The sequence below is a fragment of the Gordonia sp. SMJS1 genome, from assembly GCF_029866425.1.
Taxonomy (GTDB): Bacteria; Actinomycetota; Actinomycetes; order Mycobacteriales; family Mycobacteriaceae; genus Gordonia; species Gordonia hongkongensis.
Map to the genome: position 1 here is coordinate 376968 of NZ_CP123381.1, position 18732 is coordinate 395699.

Genomic DNA, 18732 nt, shown 5'->3' on the forward strand with positions numbered 1-18732 from the left:
GGCGGCGGCATGGTCGACAGCAGTTCCCGCGGACATCGCTTGATGCCCGCGCGCACGAGCGAACAGATCCGCGAGTGGTGCGATCGTTCGGCGGTACCGGGCGAGCGGCGCGAACTGTCGGACACCGCGGCGCTTCTCATCGCCTCCGGATACCTCACCCCGGGTGGTCGTGCCATCGTGGTGCGCCGGATCTCCACCGGTCGGCCGATGCCGTCCATGTCCGCGGGTTTCGGCGATCTGCGCCGCTTGCAGCGCGCGATCGTCCAGATCGAACACCAGTTGTCGAGCCCGGTGGTGCCCGGTGTGGTCGCGGCCGTGATGCGCAACCGGCTCAACGGCCTGCAACGACGCCGCGAGGACGCACGCAAGCAGATCGTCGCCGGTAAGGGTGTGTTCGCGTCGGGGACCCGGGCGATCCGACGCGAGCGACGGGAGAACGTCTATCTCGAGATCGAGGAACGAGACCGGTTGTTCGCCGGGCTGCTGTGCACTCCGACCCCCAACGTCAACGCGTCGAGCTATGTTCGTCGCGCCGGCACCGCCGCGTTCGACCGGATCGCCGGCGTGGTGGGGCAGGTCGCCGCGAAGTCGGGCAACTCGCAGGCGGGGCAGTGGGCGGACCAGTTCCTGTCGGGCGTGCGCGAGGCACCGGGTGGTGCCTCCCAGGCCGGTGCGCCGCGTGCCGCGGCCTTCGTCGACGGCTACGAGACGCTGCTGTTCATCACCGGTCACTACTACGACCGCATCCTCGGCAACCCCGCCTGGCGCTCCGACCATTTCGAGGTCCAGCGCACCCAGGTGAACCTGCACGCCGAAGTCGCCGAGATCGCCGCCGACGTCATCGCGTTGCGGGCGGTACGCATCGACCTCGACCGGGCCAAGCGCAATGGCGGCTTCGACCGCACCTTCGCCGCGCAGATCGATCAGCGTGAGACGACACTGCGACCGGTGTGGACCGAACTCATCGACCGTGTCCAGGCGCTCGGCGAGGTCGCGCATGTCGTCGAATCCGCGGCCGTCGAGCTGCAGGTCCTCGCCGAGTACAACAAAGCGGCGACCCTGGACGACCGCATCGACGCGTTGATCGCGCGGTCGGGCGACCGCGAGATCTCCGTCGACAACGCGAAACGGCTCACCGAACAGGTCCGCAGCGGCGAAGAGCAGTTGCGCATCTATCGGGATGTGTTGCAGGGCAACATCGCGCGGATCTCGCCGGCGGTGCCGCGCGAATTACCCGCTCGCTACGAGCCGTCGTGACCACGTGCTGAGGTAGTCCTTCTCGGTGGGGGACAGCCGCCGCAGGGTGTGCTTCTCGATGTCGACGACGGCCATCTGCGTGCTCGCCACGCACGCCGGACGACTGGTGGGTTCGGCGCCGGCGCTTCGAATCTCGTAACCGATGGTGAAGTCCACCGAACGGAAACCCTTGATACACATCCCGATTCGCAGCGGCGAGTCGTCGTGACGCAGCTGGGCCTGATATCGGATGTCGACGTGCACGATCATCGCGCTGGTGATAAGCGGGGCGTAGTCCTCGCCGGCGCTCAACAGCCACGCGATGCGCGCCTCCTCCATCAGCGTCACCATCCGCGCGTGGTTGATGTGTCCGAACGCGTCCATGTCCGACCAGCGCACCCCGACCTCGGCGACGAAGGCGAAGTCGCTCGGACCGAGTCCCGTGGTCGACGGTGGTTCGTGCCGCTCGGAACGCGCGTGGTGAACAGAAGGTGAAGCGGGCATCGTCGACTTTCCTCGGAGGTCCCGGTGCCCGTGAGATGCCGTGGTCACGACCTTCCACTCGGCTGAACGCCGGGTAGTCTGTGAGTCTAGATGTCCGCGTCGGGCCGATCCGGTCGGCGCGGACTCGCACGTGGTGACACGACGAGGTCCCGGGTGCACTCCGGGGGGATTGTCGGTGAGGGAGTTGGCGAGATGTCGAGGCGATTGATCGCGGGTCTGGTGTGCTTGATGGTGGGGATTCTGTCGACCCCGGCCATCGCCGACGCCGCTCCCAAACAGGTGGCGCGCATCGCCAAATCCGAGAAGCTGAGTGCGCTGCGTACCGACATCTGGGTCTTCTCACCGGCGATGAACGAGCGGATCAAGCTGTCGGTCCTCACCCCGGTCGGCGGCTCGACGCCGCGGTCGACGGTCTACATGCTCGACGGTGCCGGCGCCGAGGGTGAGGTCAGCGACTGGATCACGAAGGGTCGCGCCGGCCGCTTCTTCGCCGACAAGAACGTCAACGTCGTACTCCCCACCGGAGGAAAGGGCACCTTCTACACCGACTGGCAGAAGAAGGACGCCGCGCTCGGCAAGCCGATGTGGGAGACGTTCCTCACCAAGGAGCTGCCGCCGCTGATCGACGACCGGTTCGACGGCAACGGCCGCAACGCGGTCATCGGGCTGTCGATGGGTGGGCAGGCCGCGTTCTCCCTGGCCATCCGGCACCCGGAGATGTACACCGGCGTCGCCTCGCTCAGCGGCTGCCCGCCGGTGTCCGGTCCCGTCAACGAGGCCTACGTCCGTACGACGGTCGGTCGCGACGGCGGCGACGCCACCAACATGTGGGGCCCGTTCGGCTCCGCGGGCTGGCGCGCACACGACCCGAGTCTTCATCTCGACCGGTTGCGCGGAAAGAACATCTTCATCGCCGCCGGGTCCGGCGCCATCGGCCCCCTCGACCTCCAGCGTCAGATCGAGCCGGACGAGGGGCCGCGCGACGTCGTGACGGCATCCTCGTCGGCGCTCGAACTGGGTGCCTACCGCTGTTCGCTCGAGTTCGCCATCACGATGCGTGCCGCGGGGGTGCCCTACACCGACGGTTTCCGCCTCATCGGAACCCACACGTGGGCGTACTGGGAGCGCGACCTCGCGGCCCTGTGGCCGACCATCGGCCGGGGGCTCTGACCGGCTCGGTCGGCTCGCGGTCCAGGATCAGCTCCGGGGGCCGTCCCAGCCCTCGGCGAACCGCAGGAACACGTCGTCCTCGGCGGCGTTGGTGACGGTCACCCGCACGCCGTCGCCGTCGAACGGGCGGACCACCACCCCGGCGTCGACGCAGGCGCGCGCGAAGTCCATCGACGCCGCTCCCAGGTCGAGCCACACGAAGTTGGCCTGCGAATCGGGGACCCGGTAGCCCGCGTCGCGCAGTCGTGCGGTGACGCGGGCACGTTCGGCGACGACCGCGTCGGTGCGGGCCAGCAGCTGGTCGCCGGCGTCGAGGCTGGCGAGCGCGGCGGCCTGGGCGACGCTGCTGACCGAGAACGGAACGTGAACCTTGCCGAGGGCGGTGATGACCTCCGGATCGGCGATCGCGTAACCCACGCGCAGCCCGGCCAGCCCGTACGCCTTCGAGAAGGTGCGCAGCACCACGAGGTTGCGGAACTCGCGTCGGAGTTCGAGTGCGTCGTACGCCTGACTCGACGGCAGGCGCAGGTACTCGAAGTACGCCTCGTCGAGCGCGACGATGACGTCGGACGGCACGGTCTGCAGGAACTCCCGCAGGTCGGCTGCCTCGACCACGGTCCCGGTCGGGTTGTTCGGATTGCACACGAAGATCAACCGCGTGCGGTCGGTGACCGCGTCGGCCATCGCGCGCAGGTCGTAGGTCAGATCGCCGGTGAGCGGGACCTGGACCGGTGTCGCGCCCGCGACGCGCGTCGCCAGGGGATAGGTCTCGAAGGACCGCCACCCGAAGACCACCTCGTCGCCCGGTCCGCTGGTGACGAGGATGAGGTTCTGGCAGAGGATGACCGACCCGCATCCCACCTGGACCTCGTCTTCGGTGACCCCGAGGCTCTTGGCCAGCGCTGCGGTCAGCTCCACCATCCCGTTGTCGGGGTAGCGGTTCACGGCTGCGGCCGCCGCGCCGATGGCCTCGACGACGCTCGGCAACGGACCTTCGGTGACTTCGTTGCTGGCGAGTTTCACCGCTCCCGGAAACGTCTTGCCCGGTACGTATACGGGAAGGTCGTCCAGGTCGGGGCGGATTCGCAGGCTCACCCGACCAATGTAGGCCGCGACCCCGATGAGGCAGAAACCGGCTCTGACCAACCGGTTTGCTTGTGGACGCGGAGGGTGTGTAACCTTTCGACTCGGCAGTTCGAAAGGACTCCGCCAAGGAGGCGTGCCAGAGCGGCCGAATGGGACTCACTGCTAATGAGTTGTCTCGCTAAAACGGGACCGGAGGTTCAAATCCTCTCGCCTCCGCCACCGCAGTCGGCCGACGGCGGTACAACTGAATAGCACGCGCCCGTAGCTCAACGGATAGAGCATCTGACTACGGATCAGAAGGTTTGGGGTTCGAATCCCTACGGGCGCACAGAGAATCGCCAGGCGAGACCATGTCTCGCCTGGCGTTTTTGTTTCGTCTTCTCACCACGAGATGCTGATCCCCAACTATAGTTGCGATAATCTAACTTTAGTTGGAAGGGAGTCGGAGATGCAGCTGCACAAGCCGTTCGCGACGGTGACGCCGACCCTGGACGGCGACGTGCTCGACGTCCTTGCGAGCGCAGATGAGACATTCACGATCACTCAGGTCCAGCGTATTCTTGACTCCGCATCGGGAGAAGGTATTCGCAAGGTTCTCAACCGCCTCACCAAACAGGGCGTGGTGCTGCAGGACGAGGTGGGTAGGACCCACACTTACCGTCTCAACACCGAGCATCTAGCGGCTGACGCCATCATGGCGGTATCGCGCCTGAACTCGACTTTTCTGCGCCGACTCGAACAACACCTGGGCAGCTGGGGGAGCACGCTGCGTTACGCCGCCGTGTTCGGTTCGGCCGCCACGGGGCGGATGGCGCTCGACAGCGACATCGATTTGTTCCTGGTGCGGGGCCCTGATTCCTCCGACGACGGGGACGACGTGTGGGAACAACGGGTGACCGAACTCGCTCGACTGATCACCGCATGGACCGGTAACGACGGCCGGATTGTCGAGTACGCCGAGCAGGAGTTTCGGGCCGCGGCCTCTGCCGGTGAGCCTGTGCTCGACGATGTGTCGAAGCAGGGCCTGACCGTCGCGGGGACACGGTCCTGGTTCAACGCGCAGCTGCGTTCGGTGAGGAGGCCTTGATGGCCGGACAGCGGAACTGTGACTCCGGGGTCACCGCGGGGCGTCTGTCGAAGGCGAACGAATTTTTCGACGCCGCAGAACTTCTCGTCGACGAAATGCCCAACGCTGCCGGCGACTTGTACGTCGATGCGGGTATCGCTGCCGCGGACGCGATCTGCTGCGTGCGCCTCGGTGCGCACTCGAACACCGGCAACCACAGTGAGGCTGTTGCCCTGCTCCGGCGAGCGGACAGCGGATCCGAACGGCATCTGAATACTCTGCTCAATTTGAAGAACAAGGTTGCCTACACACATCAGGACCTGAGCTCCGCAGAGTTGAAGAAGATGAACCGCGCTGCGGAGCATTTGGTCGAGGCGGCGAAGCAGGCGGTTGCGGCTCGGGGGTAGCGCCGCGTGCAGAGAGTCTGGGGTTCGAATCCCTACGGGCGCACCACAAAGGCCCGTCACCGATCCCGGTGACGGGCCCTTTTCTGTGTGCACCGGAACCCTGGGTGGGTGGACGAGGTGCCGGTGCTGTCATCCATCCTCGCCGAGGTCCGGGACGTAGACACGAGTACGGCACTACCCCAATCGCCGGCGCCACCACTACGTGCGGAGGATCACCAACTGCTGAGTCGCCCGGGTCATCGACACGTAGCGGTCGTCGGGGTCGACGAGCACCACGAGGTCGAACTCGAGCCCCTTGGCGAGGGTGGGGGTGAGCGACCGCACGCGGTCGGTCCCGGCGAAGCCGGGTTCGCCGATCACACAGGCGATTCCGTCCGGATGCGTCGAGGTCCAGTCGTCGACCACCGTGTCGAGGCCTGCGCGGTCGCCGTAGGTGACCGGAATGCCCGCGCGCCGAACCGAAGTCGGCACGTTCGCGTCGGGGAGCGCCGCGCGGATGACGGGGGCGGCCGCATCCATGATCTCTTCCGGGGTCCGGTAGTTGATCGTGAGTCCCGCCGAGGTGACGTCGCGCAGACCGACGCGACGAAGTCGCTCTGCCCACGACTCGGGGAATCCGCGTCGTGCCTGCGCGCGGTCGCCGCCGACGGTGAAGCTCTTCGACGGGCAACGGTCGATCAGCATCTGCCACTGGGCGTCGGTGAGTTCCTGCGCTTCGTCGACGACGATGTGTGCGAACGGCCCGGACAGTGGGCGGGCGGTCTCGCTCACCGACCCGTCCCCGAGGTGGTGGCGCAGGTTCTCGTGCCGGAGCATCGTCATGAGTCCCTCGCCGTCGTCGTGGACCTCGGCGGCGATCAGATCGTCGACCACCTGGTCGATCCGCTCGCGTTCCCTCGTCAGGTCCGCGCGCCGCCGGCGACGTCGGGCCGACGCTGCCGGGTCCCCGATCCGGCGGTGGGCGCGGTCGAGGATCGGCAGGTCGGCATCGGTCCAGGCGTCGGGGACGCTGCGCTGGAGTGCACGTACCTCGCCGGGCGACAGCCACGGCGCACACATGCGGAGGAAGGCCGGCACCGACCACAGGTCACCGACGATCTCGGCGGCGTCCAGGATCGGCCACGCCCGCGAGAAGGCCGCCTCGAGTTCGTCATTCGCCGCCAACGCACGACGCAGCGCGTGCTGGGGCACGTCGTCGTCGTGTCGCGACGCGATGATCGACACCAGTTCTTCCCACACCTCGTCCCGCGCCTCGTTGTGTGCGGTTCCGCGCTCGGCTGCGTCGAAGGCGTCCGCCCAGTCGCCGGCGGTCAGAGTCGTCTCCGTCCAGGGTGTTTCGACCACGAACGGCGTCGTCGGCGGTTGTTCGTAGAACTTCACCGCCGGCTCGACCGCCTCGACCATGCGAGCCGACGACTTCAACCGTGCCACGTCGACGTCGGCTTCGGTTGTCGCCGAATCACCTTCGACGACGAGATCGGCGAGAGTGCACGTCTGGACGCTCTCCTCGCCGAGGCTCGGCAGCACATCGGCGACGTAGGCGAGGTACGGCCGATGAGGTCCGACGACGAGCAACCCGCCCCGATGACCGGCGAGGCGCGGATCGGCGTAGACGAGGTAGGCGGCACGATGCAGCGCGACGACGGTCTTGCCGGTTCCCGGCCCGCCGTCGACGACGAGGGTCCCGTGCGAGTCGGCTCGGATGATCGCGTCCTGATCGGTGGCGATGGTGCCCAGAACATCTCGCATGCGCGGGGAACGACTGGCGCCGAGGTCGGCGAGGAACGCGGACTGCTCGTCGAGCGTCGCGTGGGAGGCGAGCACCGGGGGTCGTCGACGAAGACCTCGTCCCAGTAGTCGGTGCTCCGGCCGTGGGTCCAGCGGTAGCGGCGTCGGCTCACCAGTCCCATCGGGTCGCGGCGGGTGGCGGCGAAGAACGGCGCGGCCAGCGGGGTGCGCCAGTCGACGAGCAGGGTCTCGCCGGCGGCATCGGTCAGCCCGAGCCGGCCGATGTAGAGGATCTCCCCGCCGTCGCGGACCAGCCGACCCAGGCACAGGTCGAGGCCGAACCGCCGCAGCGATCGGATACGTGCGCCGAGCTGGTGGATCTCCATGTCGCGGTCGACGGCCCGGCGACCCCTGCCACCGGCTTCGCGCCGAAGGTGCTGCAGGCGCTCGTCGGCGTAGGCCAAGGTGCGTCGAAGGTTCGTGGTGATCGAGGCGAAGTGTCGGGTGTCGTCGGCGACGAGGGCCGGATCGTTCTTCGGGGACAGGCTGTCGGGGAGGGCGAACACCGCGGTGGTCGTCGAAGTCGCGTCGTCGGGGACTGGGGCTTCGGGGACTGGGGTCTCGAGGACTGGGGTTTCGGGGACTGGGGGCACAGAGATGACTCCGAATCAGCAGGTGGCAGGGCTGGTCGTCGCAGGTGAGACAGCGATTCTGCACCGGATAGGGGGTCTTGCGGCAAGCCCCTGTCCAGGGCTTATGGTGAAAGGGGCAGAGATCGGCGGGTGCGCAGGTGAAACGGACCCCGATATCACTTGTCCTGGACGTCCGCGCAGCTGTTGCAGCCCACGGTGCTGTATGTGAAAGTACTTTCAGTTCACTACGGTGAACTCTTTTCGGTGGGGCCTGTCAGGGGGCTGCCGCCCCCGAGGGCACGGGGGTGGGGCGGCAGCGCGGCCACGGTTTCCGCGTCTCCGTCATCGATGTTCGGGCTCATTCGACCGACTGGTTCACTGTCGTCGCGGCATCGTCGTGGCCTGCGGTTTTCCGATCGTCGAGGTGGGCTCCCGACTTCGCGCCGTAAGGTCGGAGAGGGAATGACGCGCGGCGTCGAGCCGAACCGTAGGTTTCGGTCGAGGCCGCGCCGCGTCGGCGACGACGCTCGAGAATCCGACCGGAGGCCGACGATGGGACAGCCGTACGGGGGGCCGAACCCCGGCGCTCACGACCCTCGACGCCGCGACGGAGGCGGCAGCCAGACCGGCGGGTCGCCTCGCGATCTCTACGGGCAACCCGTCGCACCGCAGCTCTATCCGCCGCTCGGGTACGCCGCGGACGGGACCCCGATGTTCCGCCCCGGCCAGCCGACGAACACCGAGCTCACCATGGCCGAGCGCGCCGAGCGTGCCGAGGCCGAACGCGTCGCGACTGCCGAGCGGGAGGCCGAAAGCGCCGACGGCCGACCGGGATCACGCATTCGCAAGGTGCCCACCGCGACCCTGATCCTGACCCTGGGCGTGGTGGTGCTGCTCGTGGTGGCTTTCGTCGGGTTCCTCGGGCTGCGGGAGGAGGCACCGCAGGACCGCTTCGCCGACTCGCCGACGGTCACCGACACCATGCCGATCCCACGCACCTTCGAACCGCCCAGCCTGACCCCGCCCGACCCGGGACAGCGGCTCCCGGGTCAACCCGGTGAGCGCATCGATCCGCAGAACAAACCGGTGACCTACGAGGCGACCATCGACGGGCAGGCCACCATCCTCTACGTCGACGACAACGGCTTGCGCTCGGAGTTCGCCCCGACGAATCCGTGGACCGTCCAGTTCACCGGCGGGGTCAACCCGCTGCGCCTCCTGGTCATCGCCGGAACGGGCAGCTCGGTGAGTTGCTCGATCACGGTGGCGGGCGAGGTGGTGGTCGAAGACACCGTGACGCCGTCATCGACCCGCCGAACCGCGTCCTGTATCGCCTGAACGGTCACGTCTTCAGGGCCCCGGGCGGGGTGATCGGTCGGGTGACCAGGTCGTCCGATGTGTGATCGGGGCGGTTGCTCGCTACCGTGGTCACGTGAGTTCTCCGCAGACAGCCCCTGACAGCGGTCAGTCCTCCGCCACCAACGACGAGTTCAAGACGATGCTCACGTGGCGAGGCGAAGACACCGATCGACTGGAACAGGTCCGCCTGGTCGTGTCCGGCGCACGACTCAAGGCCTATGGACGGATCATCGCCGCGGCGACCGCCGACCACGAGGCGTTCTCCGCGTCGTACGAACTGCAGACCACCGATGCCGGTGTGGTCAAGCGGCTCACCGTTCACCTGGTACGCACTGACGGTGAGACGCAGTTCGGCATCACGCGCGACGACGAGGGCACGTGGCTGATCCGTCGTCCCGACGGTGAGACCACCCGCTCGGACTTCGACGGCGCCGAAGACGTGGACCTCGCACTGTCACCGATGTTCAACGCCTTGCCGATCCGGCGACGTGCCCTCTCGGCGTCGACTCCCGGAGCGGTCGAGATCCCCGTCGCCTACATGTACCTGCCCAGCGGAGACGTGAAGCCGGCGACGATGTCGTACACCCCGGGCACGGACGGATTCCGTGTGGTGTCGCCGTTGGCGACGACCACCATCACCGTCGACGAGAACAACTTCGTCGTCGACTACCCAGGCCTCGCACGCCGGGTCTGAAACGAAAGAAGCGCAACCGCACAACTCTTGATCCCTGAGGTGCGCGGCGGTCAGCCCACCCACACCCGGCCCTGATGGGCCTGCCGGCGTAGTTCCTGCTGCCAGCCGTCGTCGCCGACCGTCACCCCGGAGATCACCTCCGCGGCGCCGGAATGCAATTGTTCGTACGCCTTCCGCGCGCGGTGCCCGTCGTCGACGAGTACTTCGGCGGTTCCGTGGTCGCGGAGTTCGTCGCGCACGGCGGTGAGGCGGTCGATCGTCTCGCTGAGGACGTTGAGCACGGCGATGCCGTTGGCCTCGATCATCGCGCGTTGCAGGGCGGGTGCGGTGCCGGCGACCCGGGTGCCGTCACGGAAGCTGCCGGCGGCCAGGCGTAGGGCGAGGTCGCTCTCACCGGCCCCGACGGCGGCCGTGGCCGCGGCGGTCAGGTGTGGCAGATGCGAGATCGCGGCGACCGCCCGATCGTGCGCGTCGGGTGCGACCGGCACCACTCGCGAGCCGACCGTCACGGCCAGCGCGGCCACCGTGAGCCAGTCGTCGGCCGGGGTGTGGTCGGTGGTGGTGACCGCCCACATCGCCCCGTCGAAGAGGGTGGCGTCGGTTGCCGCCCAACCCGACGAACTGGTCCCGGCCATCGGATGCCCGCCGACGTATCGACCTCCGGGATGCAGATCGGCGAGTAGGCGCTCGACTTCCTGCTTGACGCTGATGACGTCGGTGACCAGGAGTCCGGGCGCGTTCTCGGCGATGGCCGTCACCAGGGGGCCGATCGTCGTCACCGGTGTCGCGAGCACGAGCAGCGCGTCCGACGACGCCGCGCGCCAAAGCGTCGCAACAAGATCCGCGGACGCGTCATACCCGTCGCCGATGGCCGCATCGACGGTCGTGGCCGACCGGTTGTAGCCGAACGCCTCGTGCCCGGCGTCGTGCAGGGCCCGCAGCAGCGAGCCGCCGATCAGGCCGAGACCCAGCACACAGACCGGCGTGGGAAGGGCGACAGCGGGGGACGACGGCGCGGCAGTCACCCTGACACGTTCCCATACCGGTCATGCCCGGTGAACCGGGACTTGGGAGTACCGGTGATAGGGGCTACGGTTTGTCGCATGGCCGGTGCCGGATTTGGGAAGTCGGGGTCGAACGCGCAGGACGTGGACGACGACATCGACGGTTTCGCCGTGGCGGTCGTCCGCGACGAGAGCGGGTGGAAGGTCACCGCGATGAAACCGTCGGCGCTCTCTGATCTCGAGGACGCCGAGACCCAGTTGCGTGAGCTGCGTTCGGCGGGCGCGGTCTTCGGGCTCCTCGACGTCGACGACGAGTTCTTCATCATCGTCCGGCCGTCGCCGACCGGGGCGCGTCTCCTGATCTCCGATGCGACCGCCTCCGTCGACTACGACATCGCGGTCGACGCATTGGACGCCCTCAACATCGAGGTCCCCGACATCGATCCGGACGAGCTCGATCAGATCGATCCGTGGGAGGAAGGGGACCTCGGGTTGCTCGCGGACCTGGGACTGCCCGACGCGGTCATGAGCATCATCGTCGGGGACACCGATCTGTACGCCGACGAACAGCTCGGCATGATCGCGGCGCGGCTCGGTTTCGCCGACGAGCTGGGCAAGGTTCTCGACTCGCTCGGCCACTGAGCCCGCACGAAGCCGCGCGATGAGTGCGCCCGCCTGGGAGGCTATGGTCCGCTCCGCGCTCGACGCGGCGGCACTGTCGGGGACCGACGACGTACCCATCGGGGCAGTCGTGTTCGACCCCGAGGGCGTCGAACTGGCCCGCGCCGCCAACCGTCGCGAGGCCGATTCCGATCCGACGGCCCACGCCGAGGTGCTTGCGCTGCGTGCCGCGGCGCGGGCGTTCGGTGATGGATGGCGGCTCCCGGGATGCACTATCGCGGTGACCGTCGAACCGTGCACCATGTGTGCCGGAGCGATCACGCTGTCCCGGGTCGACGCCGTCGTCTTCGGGGCGTGGGAGCCCAAGACCGGTGCCGTCGGTTCGCTGTGGGACGTCGTCCGCGATCCACGGCTGTCACATCGCCCCCAGGTGAAGGGCGGCGTCCTCGAAGCCGAGTGCCGCGCACTCATGGTCGACTTCTTCGCCACCCGACGACACCCGTGACCGTCGTCATCTCGGGGTCGTGAGGACTCAAGATCGGTGAGATCTCAGGGTGCAGACCGGTGGTCGGTGGCGGGCGGTCCTGGCAGATTGGACGTCAGCATCCCCGATCCGCGAGGAGTAATCATGACCGATCCGTCCGACAAGGTGACCGCGGCCTTCGACACCGCCAAGGCCAAGATCAACGAGTTCGCCGAGAGCGGCAAGGTCCAGGAGGCGCTGGGTACCGCGCGCGACAAGATCGACGAGTTCGTCGAGAGCAAGCAGGTCCAGGACGCGCTGGGCACCGCCAAGGACAAGCTCAACGATCTCGCCGAGAACGAGAAGGTCCAAGAGGCGTTCAGTACCGCCAAGGACAAGATCAACGAGGTGTCCCAGAAGTTCAACAGCCGCTGACAGGTCGCTGACCTGCGGTCATGCAGCTCAGTGCACACTTGTGGCACGGTGGGATGCGGGAGTCCGCTCCTTCAGGCGGCGCCAGTGTCGAGCAGCCGGCGCATCGGTCGTCGCCGAGTTCTTCCACATCGGACGGCACCCGGCCGCGCCGAACCTCAACCGAGGAGGCTTCATGGGAACCACGGACGACGCCAAGAACAAGGCCGAAGAGCTCAAGGGCCGCGGCAAGGAAGCCGCGGGCAGCCTCACCGACGATCAGGACCTCAAGAACGAGGGCAAGGGTGACCAGGCGCAGGCTCAGGGCAAGCAGAAGATCACCGACGCCGCCGACGCCGTCAAGGGCAAGATCGACGACGTCAAGGACAAGCTGACCGGCCACTAGTGCAGCCGGCCGCTCGACGAAGCCCGCCTGAGCAGCAGATTTAAGTCTGACCGCGGGTCTGCGGTACAGTCTTCGGCGGTGGCGTGTCCGAGCGGCCGAAGGTGCAGCACTCGAAATGCTGTGTGCGGTAACCCCGTACCGAGGGTTCAAATCCCTCCGCCACCGCCAGAGATGGCCCCCCATCCTCACGGATGGGGGGCCATTTCGCATCTCTGGGAGCGGTGGTCGGTCAGCCCATGCTGAACGGCTTTCCGTACACGGCGATCGACTGCGACACGTTGTCGGTGGTGATGCTCACCTTGGCGTACGACCGGGCCTGCGCGTAACCGGCGCAGCCGTTCACCATCATGGTCTCGTTGGTGTACGCCAGCGTGCCCTTGCCGCCGGAGAAGCTGATCGACGACGAGTGGCCGGCCGCACCGAACGCGTCTTTGTATTCACGGTCGTTGATGACGTAGTTGACCGCCTGGCCGGGCCCGATGGTCACGCCGGCGCCGGTCTCGGCCGTCGTGGTCGCGCTCTGGAGGTCGAAGTTGGGTGCGGTCGCGCCGGCCCTGCTGTTCGAGTTACCGCCCAGCGTCAGCTGGCAGCCGACGATGTAGCCGGCGCCGACACCGATCTTCGCGGCCGGGTCGGAGGTGGTCACCACATACTTGCCGGACACCCAGGCGTTGCGGTGCAGGGGCGTGGCGCCCATCGGCGGGGTGATCCGCGCGGACTCGTTGCTGCGCGTGATGGTCACCGTCGTACCGTCTTTCAACTTCTTCGTGACGGATTGCCCGGGGAGTTGGACGGTGGTGTCGGCGTGTGCGGGTGCGGCATCGAGGACGGGTATCAGTGCCGCGCAGGCGACTGCGGTCGTGGACGCGATGATCCGGGTGCGCGCGGTGCGGCGCTTGGTGACGGTCATGGGAGCTCCGATTCGGCGGGTCATGGTGGTGGGCAACGGGTTCGCGGTCAGCCGATGGAGAACGGCTTGCCGTAGAGGTTCACCTTCTGGTGCACCTCGCCGGTGGTCTCGATCGTGGTGAATGCTCGCGCCTGGGCGTAACCGCCGCAGTTCTGCACGTCGATCTGCGCGTCGTCGTAACCGAGGTGATAGGTACCGGCCTTCTCGATGTTCTTGGTGTTCAACACCACGAACGTGACGTCGCCGGCGGCCAGCGGGACGGTCAGGGTCCCCGACAGGGAGGGGGCGGTCGGGGTCAACGATCCGGACAGACCGCCCTGCAGGCCCTTGATGTTCACCTGGCACCCGATGATGTAGCCGGTGGAAAGGGTGGCGGCGGCGCCGTTCGTGGCGGTTCCGTTGCTTCCGGGCAGGGTTGTCTCGCCGGCCGCGCCGACGCTCGGTCCTGCCTTCGCGGGTTTGAGATTCGGTGCGTACAAGGTGATCTGGCCGCTGACCCAGGTGGTTCTGGACACGCCGTTGGCGGCCATCGACGTCGAGACCCGCGCGCTCTCCTCGGATCGGACGATCTGGACGCCCTCACCTTTCGCGGTGCCGCCCGGAAGCCGGACGAATGTGTCTGCGCCCGCCGACGCGGCGCCGGCGAGCAGCGCGGCAGTCACCGATCCGCCGATGAGTGCGGACAGTCCGACGGCCCGCAGGGTTCGTTGTGTCATCTCGTGCTCTCCTCGTGTCATGTACCCGTTCAGAAACGGGGTGTCGCATGAACGTCGGGACTCATCGCAGGGGGAGACCCGACAGCTGCGGCAGGGTGGGATCGTAGGTGAACGTACCCTAAATGCGAGATGAGTGAAAAACTATGTACGGGGGGTTGACACCGACCCGCTTGGTAAAGGTAGCCTAACCTCCGCAAGGCGAGGGTCTCATGCCGGTGCGAGACGGTGGAGTCGCCCGCGCGTTCTACGAGTTCGGCTGCACGGCAGACGAACTCGCTACGCATACGGGGATGTGTGAGTCAGACGTCGGCTTCATTTTCGCTGCTGAGCGGCGCCCACGACACCCATGGCTCGCTGCCCGCGGTGCACACCGGTGACGCCGTCATCGACTTCGAACGGTTCTACGAGTCCGTGGAATGGACGGCCGAACAACTGGTCTCCTGCGGGGTCCGCGCGGGCAGTCGGGTGGGTCTCGTGATCCGCACGGGCTGGGAATTCGTGCTCGCCTGGCATTCCTTGCTGGAGATCGACGCCGTCACGGTTCCGATCGCCCTCGGCCCAGCGAGCGAACCGGCACATTCGTGCGAGATCGGTTTCGTGCTCGCTCATGTCGATCAATGCAGCGAGGTCGAGGATCTGGTCGAAGCCACCGTGCCCCGGAGCCACTGTCGTCAGATGTACCGCGTCGGCGACGAGTTCGTCCACGCTGCACTCCGGACGGCGGACATGCTCCGGAACGAGGGCGGCCTCGTCGACCTCGGACACGGACCACAAGCCGCCACAGGCCAACTCATCGCCGAAGCGGAGCGGATGGTGGCGGACGTCGGGCTGCGTCGTGGCGAGTATGTGTCTTTCGAAGGCGATCTCGGTACTCGCGACACCATGGTCCGGATCCTCGCCTGCGCGTCGGCCGGCGCATGCGTCGCGGTCGACGCCCCGTACGGCGAGCCCCACTGGGGTGCCCCGAGCACTCGCTGACCGATGCCCGATGCTCAGCGCAGTGCGCCCGCGACCCGGTCCGAGAGGTCGGTCTCGCGACGCCTGCGGAGGAGCTCGACGACCTCGTCGATGCCGGATTTCGATGGCAACCAGAGTGATTCGGCGAGAACCTGGATGAGTCGGGTTCGGGTGAGCCGGGCCGGCTGCCGCCCGATCCGGGTCAGGATGTCCGCGGCGGACAACGCGGTTGCGTGCTCGGCCCGTCGAACGGCGAAGGTGTGCGGCCCGAAGTCGAGGAACACGGGCGTACCCGGTTCCAGTTCGAGCTCATCGATGAACCGCTTGATCGAGCCGGTCCGTGCCTGAACCGATGCCCACGTGAAAGCCTGTGTGCCCAGCTCGGTCTCGAGTGTGACCGGTGAACCGGGGCCGATGCCGAGAAGGCCGGCGAGTGCGCTGGGTATGTTGAAACCCGTTCCGCGACACTGCGCGGGAGTGATCGTCGTCGACCAGTGCACGACGTCGTCTTCGCGGTACAGTCCGCGCGTTCGTCCCGGCGTCCGCCGCGGCCGATGTGGTCGTTCGCGTCGGGTGACGATGCCGTCGCGGATCTGGAATTCGCCGGCACCGGCATACGAACGGATTGTGGCCTCGCTGACGTCGTGACGACCGCGGATCGTCGCGATGACGTCGTCGAGGGGCACGGCCCCGTCACGGTCGGAGAGAATCGCATCGATCTGCAGATGGACCGGCTCGTATCGTGGAAGGCCCCATTTGGCAAGGCCGTAGCGGGTGCGGTCGGTTCTGACGATACGCTCGTCCGAGGCGAGCGCGTTTCGAATACTGTTGTGGGCACGCGGGATCGCCGAAGTCGCGTCGATGATGTCGTCGAAGGTCAACGGCGCGCCGCGGATCGAGAGCGCTGCGACGACGATCTCGCCCGTCGTCGACCGGGCGGCGATCGCGTGGCCGTCGAGTAGTTCGTATCCCGCCCGCAGTAGCCACCGTGCGGCCGAATCTCCGGACAGGCCCAGGTGATCCGCGATGGTGATGACCGAAGCCGCCTCGCCGGGGCGCGCCGCCGCCTCGACCGCCGACTTCGTGAACTCGGCGACCGAGCGCAGGCTGCCCCGGATGATCCAGTTCTCGCTCGTGCGCAGACCCGACGCCGCGGCCACCACCCGCCAGCACGGGGCCTCGACGCCGCCCACCGGAGTCCCGGCGAGCGTCGAGTCGGCTATGAGCGCAGCGGCGTCCGCGACCGGAGCGGCCCGGCGGTTGATCATCGCCGACAGGTCGGCGAGGGCCGGGTCTGCGTCGATCAACGAGCGCAGGCGGTGTCGTGTGGAGCGATCGATCTGGGTGACTCGTTCGCGGGACAATCCGAGAAGGTCGGCGACCTCCGACTGGGTGCGAGGGTTGGCAGCGTAGACGCGCTCGGTCAGCACCCGCCGCTCCTGGTCGGACAGTCCGGCGTCGAAGGCGGTGACCGCGTCGAGCGCGCGTCCGTCGTCCGGCGACCGTCTCGACGGTAAGGGTCCGTTGGCGTGCGCGGTCATGGATGGTGCTTTCTCGGCGGTCGGGTGACGTCGTGCAACGGTGGCCCGCCTCGGGTTCGCCGAACGCTCGCGAGGGCCTGCGCGGAGCACCTCACACGCTACCGGGACCCCGCGCACGCAGAGCTCGACCGGACCGACGACGTCCGGTGTCGGATTGTCCCCCGAGCACAAAGGTCCGGACGAAGTCTGGCCTCCGCGACCGTTTCCGTTCGCCCCTCGATTTCATAGTGTTCTGGATCACATCGACCACGACGATTTCGGAGGTAGCCCGGTGACCAGCACGTACTTCGCATGGGACCTGACCCATCGCGCCGACGCTCCGTGTGTTCGCGACGACGTGGTCGCCCTGGACTACGCCGGTTTCGCGCGTCGCGTCGAGGGTGTCGCCGAACAACTGGGCCGTGCTGGCGTTCGACCCGGGGACGTCGTGGCGACCTTTCTGCCCAACCGGATCGAACTTCTGGTCACGTTGATGGCGGCATGGCGGATCGGCGCGGTCGCCACTCCGGTCAACCCGGCATTCACCCCGGAGGAAGCCGAGTACCAGCTGGCGGATTCGGGAGCACGGGTCGTCATCGGGACCCGCGCAGCAGAACTGGGGTCCGACCGTGCCCGGTTCGACGTGGAGGAACTGGCGACGGCGCCGAGCGCGGACTGGCGGGGCTCACTGTCACCGGCCGCCGGCGACGACGCCTTGCTCATCTACACCTCCGGTTCCACGGGCAGGCCCAAGGGTGTCCGGTTGTCGCACGACAATCTGCACTACATGGCGTCGACCATGGTCACGCATTTCGGTCTCACCGCTGCCGACCATGCCCTCCTGGTGCTGCCGCTGTTCCACGTGAACGCCATCTGCGTGAGCTTCCTGGCGCCGATGCTCGCGGGCGGACAGCTCAGCATCACCGGGAAGTTCTCGCCGTCACGGTTCTTCGACGACGTCGCACGGCTCACCCCGACATACTTCTCCGCCGTACCGACCATCTACGCGCTCCTCGTGTCGCAGGAAGGTCTGACAGCCGAGGCCACCGGGTCTCTCCGGTTCGCGGTCTGCGGGGCCGCCCCGATCTCGAGAGAACTGCTCGACCGGGTCGAGGGCGCCTTCGGGATACCTGTCGTCGAGGGTTACGGCCTGACCGAGGGCACCTGTGCGTCGGCCTGCAATCCGGTCGTCGGAGTACGCAAACTCGGGACGGTGGGCCCGGCGCTTCCGGGGCAGCGGATCGCCATCGTCGACGAACAGGGCACGGAGGTACCCACGGGTGAGATCGGTGAAGTCGTCATCAGTGGTCCGAATGTCATGCGCGGCTACCTGAATCGACCGGAGGCGACCGCGTCGACCATCGTCGGCGGCCGGCTGCACACCGGCGATGTGGGCCGCCTCGACGAGGACGGCTACCTCACCCTGGTGGACCGCATCAAGGACCTGATCATCCGCGGCGGGGAGAACATCTATCCCAAGGAGATTGAGAACGCGCTCGCGACGCATCCCGACGTGCTCGAGTGCGCGGTCGTGGGCGCACCCGACGAACTCTACGGTGAGTTGCCCGTCGCCTTCGTCGTCGCCTACCCACACCGTGGTGTCGACGCGGAGAAGCTGGCCGACCACCTCGTCGGGCGATTGGCAAAAATCAAGCAGCCGAGCACGATCCACGTCGTGGACCGACTGCCACGCAATCCGGTCGGGAAGATCGACAAACCGGCGCTGCGGTCCGGTCTCCGCAGTCCGCAGCCCATCTGATCCCCCTGATCGACACTATCTCGACGTCCCGCGGCGGACGCCGAGCCGGGGGCCCGCGCGCCGAGACCGGCGACGCCGGTCCC

18 protein-coding genes, 3 tRNA genes and 1 pseudogene are annotated in these 18732 nt (G+C 67.5%); 15 read left to right on the forward strand and 7 right to left on the reverse strand.

Features of this window, described 5'->3' with window-relative positions:
- Positions 1 to 9 precede the first annotated feature (9 nt).
- Positions 10 to 1257 carry a hypothetical protein gene (locus tag QAD21_RS01660; RefSeq protein WP_159369858.1) on the forward strand — a complete coding sequence of 416 codons (1248 nt, stop codon included), beginning with the start codon at positions 10 to 12 and terminating at the stop codon, positions 1255 to 1257.
- On the opposite strand, the gene QAD21_RS01665 is transcribed toward QAD21_RS01660, so the two are convergent.
- A complete protein-coding gene (locus QAD21_RS01665) occupies positions 1231 to 1740 on the reverse strand; it encodes a thioesterase family protein (RefSeq protein ID WP_159369859.1) in 510 nt (169 codons plus the stop codon). The genes QAD21_RS01660 and QAD21_RS01665 overlap by 27 nt on opposite strands.
- 192 nt (positions 1741 to 1932) lie before the next feature.
- Here QAD21_RS01665 and QAD21_RS01670 point away from each other — a divergent pair, with 192 nt between their 5' ends.
- Positions 1933 to 2910, forward strand: coding sequence for an alpha/beta hydrolase family protein (locus QAD21_RS01670; RefSeq protein WP_058250980.1), 978 nt, complete (start codon positions 1933 to 1935; stop codon positions 2908 to 2910).
- 27 nt (positions 2911 to 2937) lie between these two features.
- Here the strand turns inward: QAD21_RS01670 and hisC are convergent, their stop codons facing one another.
- The gene (gene hisC, locus QAD21_RS01675; RefSeq protein WP_159369860.1) at positions 2938 to 4005 is read right to left on the reverse strand and encodes a histidinol-phosphate transaminase; all 1068 of its coding nucleotides are present in this window, start codon (positions 4003 to 4005) and stop codon (positions 2938 to 2940) included.
- 118 nt (positions 4006 to 4123) lie between these two features.
- Here hisC and QAD21_RS01680 point away from each other — a divergent pair.
- The 4 genes from QAD21_RS01680 to QAD21_RS01695 all read left to right on the forward strand — a co-directional run bounded on the left by QAD21_RS01680 (position 4124) and on the right by QAD21_RS01695 (position 5469).
- Positions 4124 to 4215, forward strand: a tRNA-Ser gene (locus QAD21_RS01680).
- 36 nt (positions 4216 to 4251) lie between these two features.
- Positions 4252 to 4324, forward strand: a tRNA-Arg gene (locus QAD21_RS01685).
- Positions 4325 to 4444: 120 nt separating this feature from the next.
- On the forward strand, positions 4445 to 5083 hold the full coding sequence (locus QAD21_RS01690) for a nucleotidyltransferase domain-containing protein (RefSeq protein ID WP_159369861.1): 639 nt from the start codon (positions 4445 to 4447) through the stop codon (positions 5081 to 5083).
- Positions 5083 to 5469 carry a hypothetical protein gene (locus tag QAD21_RS01695; protein WP_159369862.1) on the forward strand — a complete coding sequence of 129 codons (387 nt, stop codon included), beginning with the start codon at positions 5083 to 5085 and terminating at the stop codon, positions 5467 to 5469. Before QAD21_RS01690 ends, QAD21_RS01695 begins: the two co-directional genes overlap by 1 nt.
- Positions 5470 to 5667: 198 nt before the next feature.
- Here QAD21_RS01695 and helR read toward each other — a convergent pair.
- Positions 5668 to 7763 (reverse strand): annotated as a pseudogene (gene helR, locus QAD21_RS01700) (RNA polymerase recycling motor ATPase HelR).
- Positions 7764 to 8381: 618 nt separating this feature from the next.
- Between helR and QAD21_RS01705 the strand changes: the two are divergent.
- Both QAD21_RS01705 and QAD21_RS01710 read left to right on the forward strand, forming a co-directional pair.
- Positions 8382 to 9167, forward strand: a complete 786-nt coding sequence (locus tag QAD21_RS01705; RefSeq protein ID WP_068972623.1) for a hypothetical protein — start codon at positions 8382 to 8384, stop codon at positions 9165 to 9167.
- Positions 9168 to 9327: 160 nt separating this feature from the next.
- Complete coding sequence (locus tag QAD21_RS01710; protein ID WP_082652894.1) at positions 9328 to 9882, forward strand: putative glycolipid-binding domain-containing protein; 555 nt, start codon at positions 9328 to 9330, stop codon at positions 9880 to 9882.
- 50 nt (positions 9883 to 9932) lie between these two features.
- Here the strand turns inward: QAD21_RS01710 and QAD21_RS01715 are convergent, their stop codons facing one another.
- A complete protein-coding gene (locus tag QAD21_RS01715) occupies positions 9933 to 10907 on the reverse strand; it encodes a prephenate dehydrogenase (RefSeq protein ID WP_226512220.1) in 975 nt (324 codons plus the stop codon).
- 78 nt (positions 10908 to 10985) lie between these two features.
- Here QAD21_RS01715 and QAD21_RS01720 point away from each other — a divergent pair, with 78 nt between their 5' ends.
- The 5 genes from QAD21_RS01720 (at position 10986) to QAD21_RS01740 (ending at position 12955) form a co-directional block, all read left to right on the forward strand.
- Positions 10986 to 11528 carry a tRNA adenosine deaminase-associated protein gene (locus QAD21_RS01720; protein WP_058250986.1) on the forward strand — a complete coding sequence of 181 codons (543 nt, stop codon included), beginning with the start codon at positions 10986 to 10988 and terminating at the stop codon, positions 11526 to 11528.
- Positions 11529 to 11547: 19 nt separating this feature from the next.
- Positions 11548 to 12012, forward strand: a complete 465-nt coding sequence (locus QAD21_RS01725; protein WP_171011642.1) for a nucleoside deaminase — start codon at positions 11548 to 11550, stop codon at positions 12010 to 12012.
- A 123-nt stretch (positions 12013 to 12135) separates the two neighbouring features.
- Entirely contained in the window at positions 12136 to 12405 is a 270-nt protein-coding gene (locus QAD21_RS01730) for a hypothetical protein (RefSeq protein ID WP_137810127.1), read from the forward strand.
- 172 nt (positions 12406 to 12577) lie between these two features.
- Positions 12578 to 12787, forward strand: a complete 210-nt coding sequence (locus QAD21_RS01735; RefSeq protein WP_055476094.1) for a CsbD family protein — start codon at positions 12578 to 12580, stop codon at positions 12785 to 12787.
- Positions 12788 to 12864: 77 nt separating this feature from the next.
- Positions 12865 to 12955: transfer RNA gene (locus QAD21_RS01740), tRNA-Ser, on the forward strand.
- Between the two features lie 61 nt (positions 12956 to 13016).
- Here QAD21_RS01740 and QAD21_RS01745 read toward each other — a convergent pair.
- Positions 13017 to 13697, reverse strand: a complete 681-nt coding sequence (locus QAD21_RS01745; protein WP_280360415.1) for an MspA family porin — start codon at positions 13695 to 13697, stop codon at positions 13017 to 13019.
- Positions 13698 to 13744: 47 nt separating this feature from the next.
- Positions 13745 to 14413 (reverse strand): MspA family porin, encoded by a 669-nt coding sequence (locus QAD21_RS01750; RefSeq protein ID WP_068972621.1) that lies wholly within the window; start codon positions 14411 to 14413, stop codon positions 13745 to 13747.
- A gap of 294 nt (positions 14414 to 14707) precedes the next feature.
- On the opposite strand from QAD21_RS01750, the gene QAD21_RS01755 reads away from it, so the two are divergent.
- Positions 14708 to 15391 (forward strand): AMP-binding protein, encoded by a 684-nt coding sequence (locus tag QAD21_RS01755; RefSeq protein WP_280360417.1) that lies wholly within the window; start codon positions 14708 to 14710, stop codon positions 15389 to 15391.
- Between the two features lie 14 nt (positions 15392 to 15405).
- Here the strand turns inward: QAD21_RS01755 and QAD21_RS01760 are convergent, their stop codons facing one another.
- Entirely contained in the window at positions 15406 to 16911 is a 1506-nt protein-coding gene (locus QAD21_RS01760; RefSeq protein WP_280360418.1) for a sigma factor-like helix-turn-helix DNA-binding protein, read from the reverse strand.
- A gap of 271 nt (positions 16912 to 17182) precedes the next feature.
- On the opposite strand from QAD21_RS01760, the gene QAD21_RS01765 reads away from it, so the two are divergent.
- Positions 17183 to 18649: an AMP-binding protein gene (locus QAD21_RS01765; RefSeq protein WP_137810122.1), complete on the forward strand. Its 1467-nt coding sequence runs from the start codon at positions 17183 to 17185 to the stop codon at positions 18647 to 18649.
- Positions 18650 to 18732: the final 83 nt, after the last annotated feature.

Coding starts and splice junctions, on each gene's coding strand:
- QAD21_RS01725 (WP_171011642.1), top strand. CDS start 11,548: ATGAGTGCGCCCGCCTGGGAGGCTATGGTCCGCTCCGCGCTCGACGCG.
- QAD21_RS01710 (WP_082652894.1), top strand. CDS start 9,328: ATGCTCACGTGGCGAGGCGAAGACACCGATCGACTGGAACAGGTCCGC.
- QAD21_RS01695 (WP_159369862.1), top strand. CDS start 5,083: ATGGCCGGACAGCGGAACTGTGACTCCGGGGTCACCGCGGGGCGTCTG.
- QAD21_RS01660 (WP_159369858.1), top strand. CDS start 10: ATGGTCGACAGCAGTTCCCGCGGACATCGCTTGATGCCCGCGCGCACG.
- QAD21_RS01745 (WP_280360415.1), bottom strand. CDS start 13,697: ATGACCGTCACCAAGCGCCGCACCGCGCGCACCCGGATCATCGCGTCC.
- QAD21_RS01670 (WP_058250980.1), top strand. CDS start 1,933: ATGTCGAGGCGATTGATCGCGGGTCTGGTGTGCTTGATGGTGGGGATT.
- QAD21_RS01720 (WP_058250986.1), top strand. CDS start 10,986: ATGGCCGGTGCCGGATTTGGGAAGTCGGGGTCGAACGCGCAGGACGTG.
- QAD21_RS01705 (WP_068972623.1), top strand. CDS start 8,382: ATGGGACAGCCGTACGGGGGGCCGAACCCCGGCGCTCACGACCCTCGA.
- QAD21_RS01665 (WP_159369859.1), bottom strand. CDS start 1,740: ATGCCCGCTTCACCTTCTGTTCACCACGCGCGTTCCGAGCGGCACGAA.
- QAD21_RS01750 (WP_068972621.1), bottom strand. CDS start 14,413: ATGACACAACGAACCCTGCGGGCCGTCGGACTGTCCGCACTCATCGGC.
- QAD21_RS01690 (WP_159369861.1), top strand. CDS start 4,445: ATGCAGCTGCACAAGCCGTTCGCGACGGTGACGCCGACCCTGGACGGC.
- QAD21_RS01760 (WP_280360418.1), bottom strand. CDS start 16,911: ATGACCGCGCACGCCAACGGACCCTTACCGTCGAGACGGTCGCCGGAC.
- QAD21_RS01735 (WP_055476094.1), top strand. CDS start 12,578: ATGGGAACCACGGACGACGCCAAGAACAAGGCCGAAGAGCTCAAGGGC.
- QAD21_RS01730 (WP_137810127.1), top strand. CDS start 12,136: ATGACCGATCCGTCCGACAAGGTGACCGCGGCCTTCGACACCGCCAAG.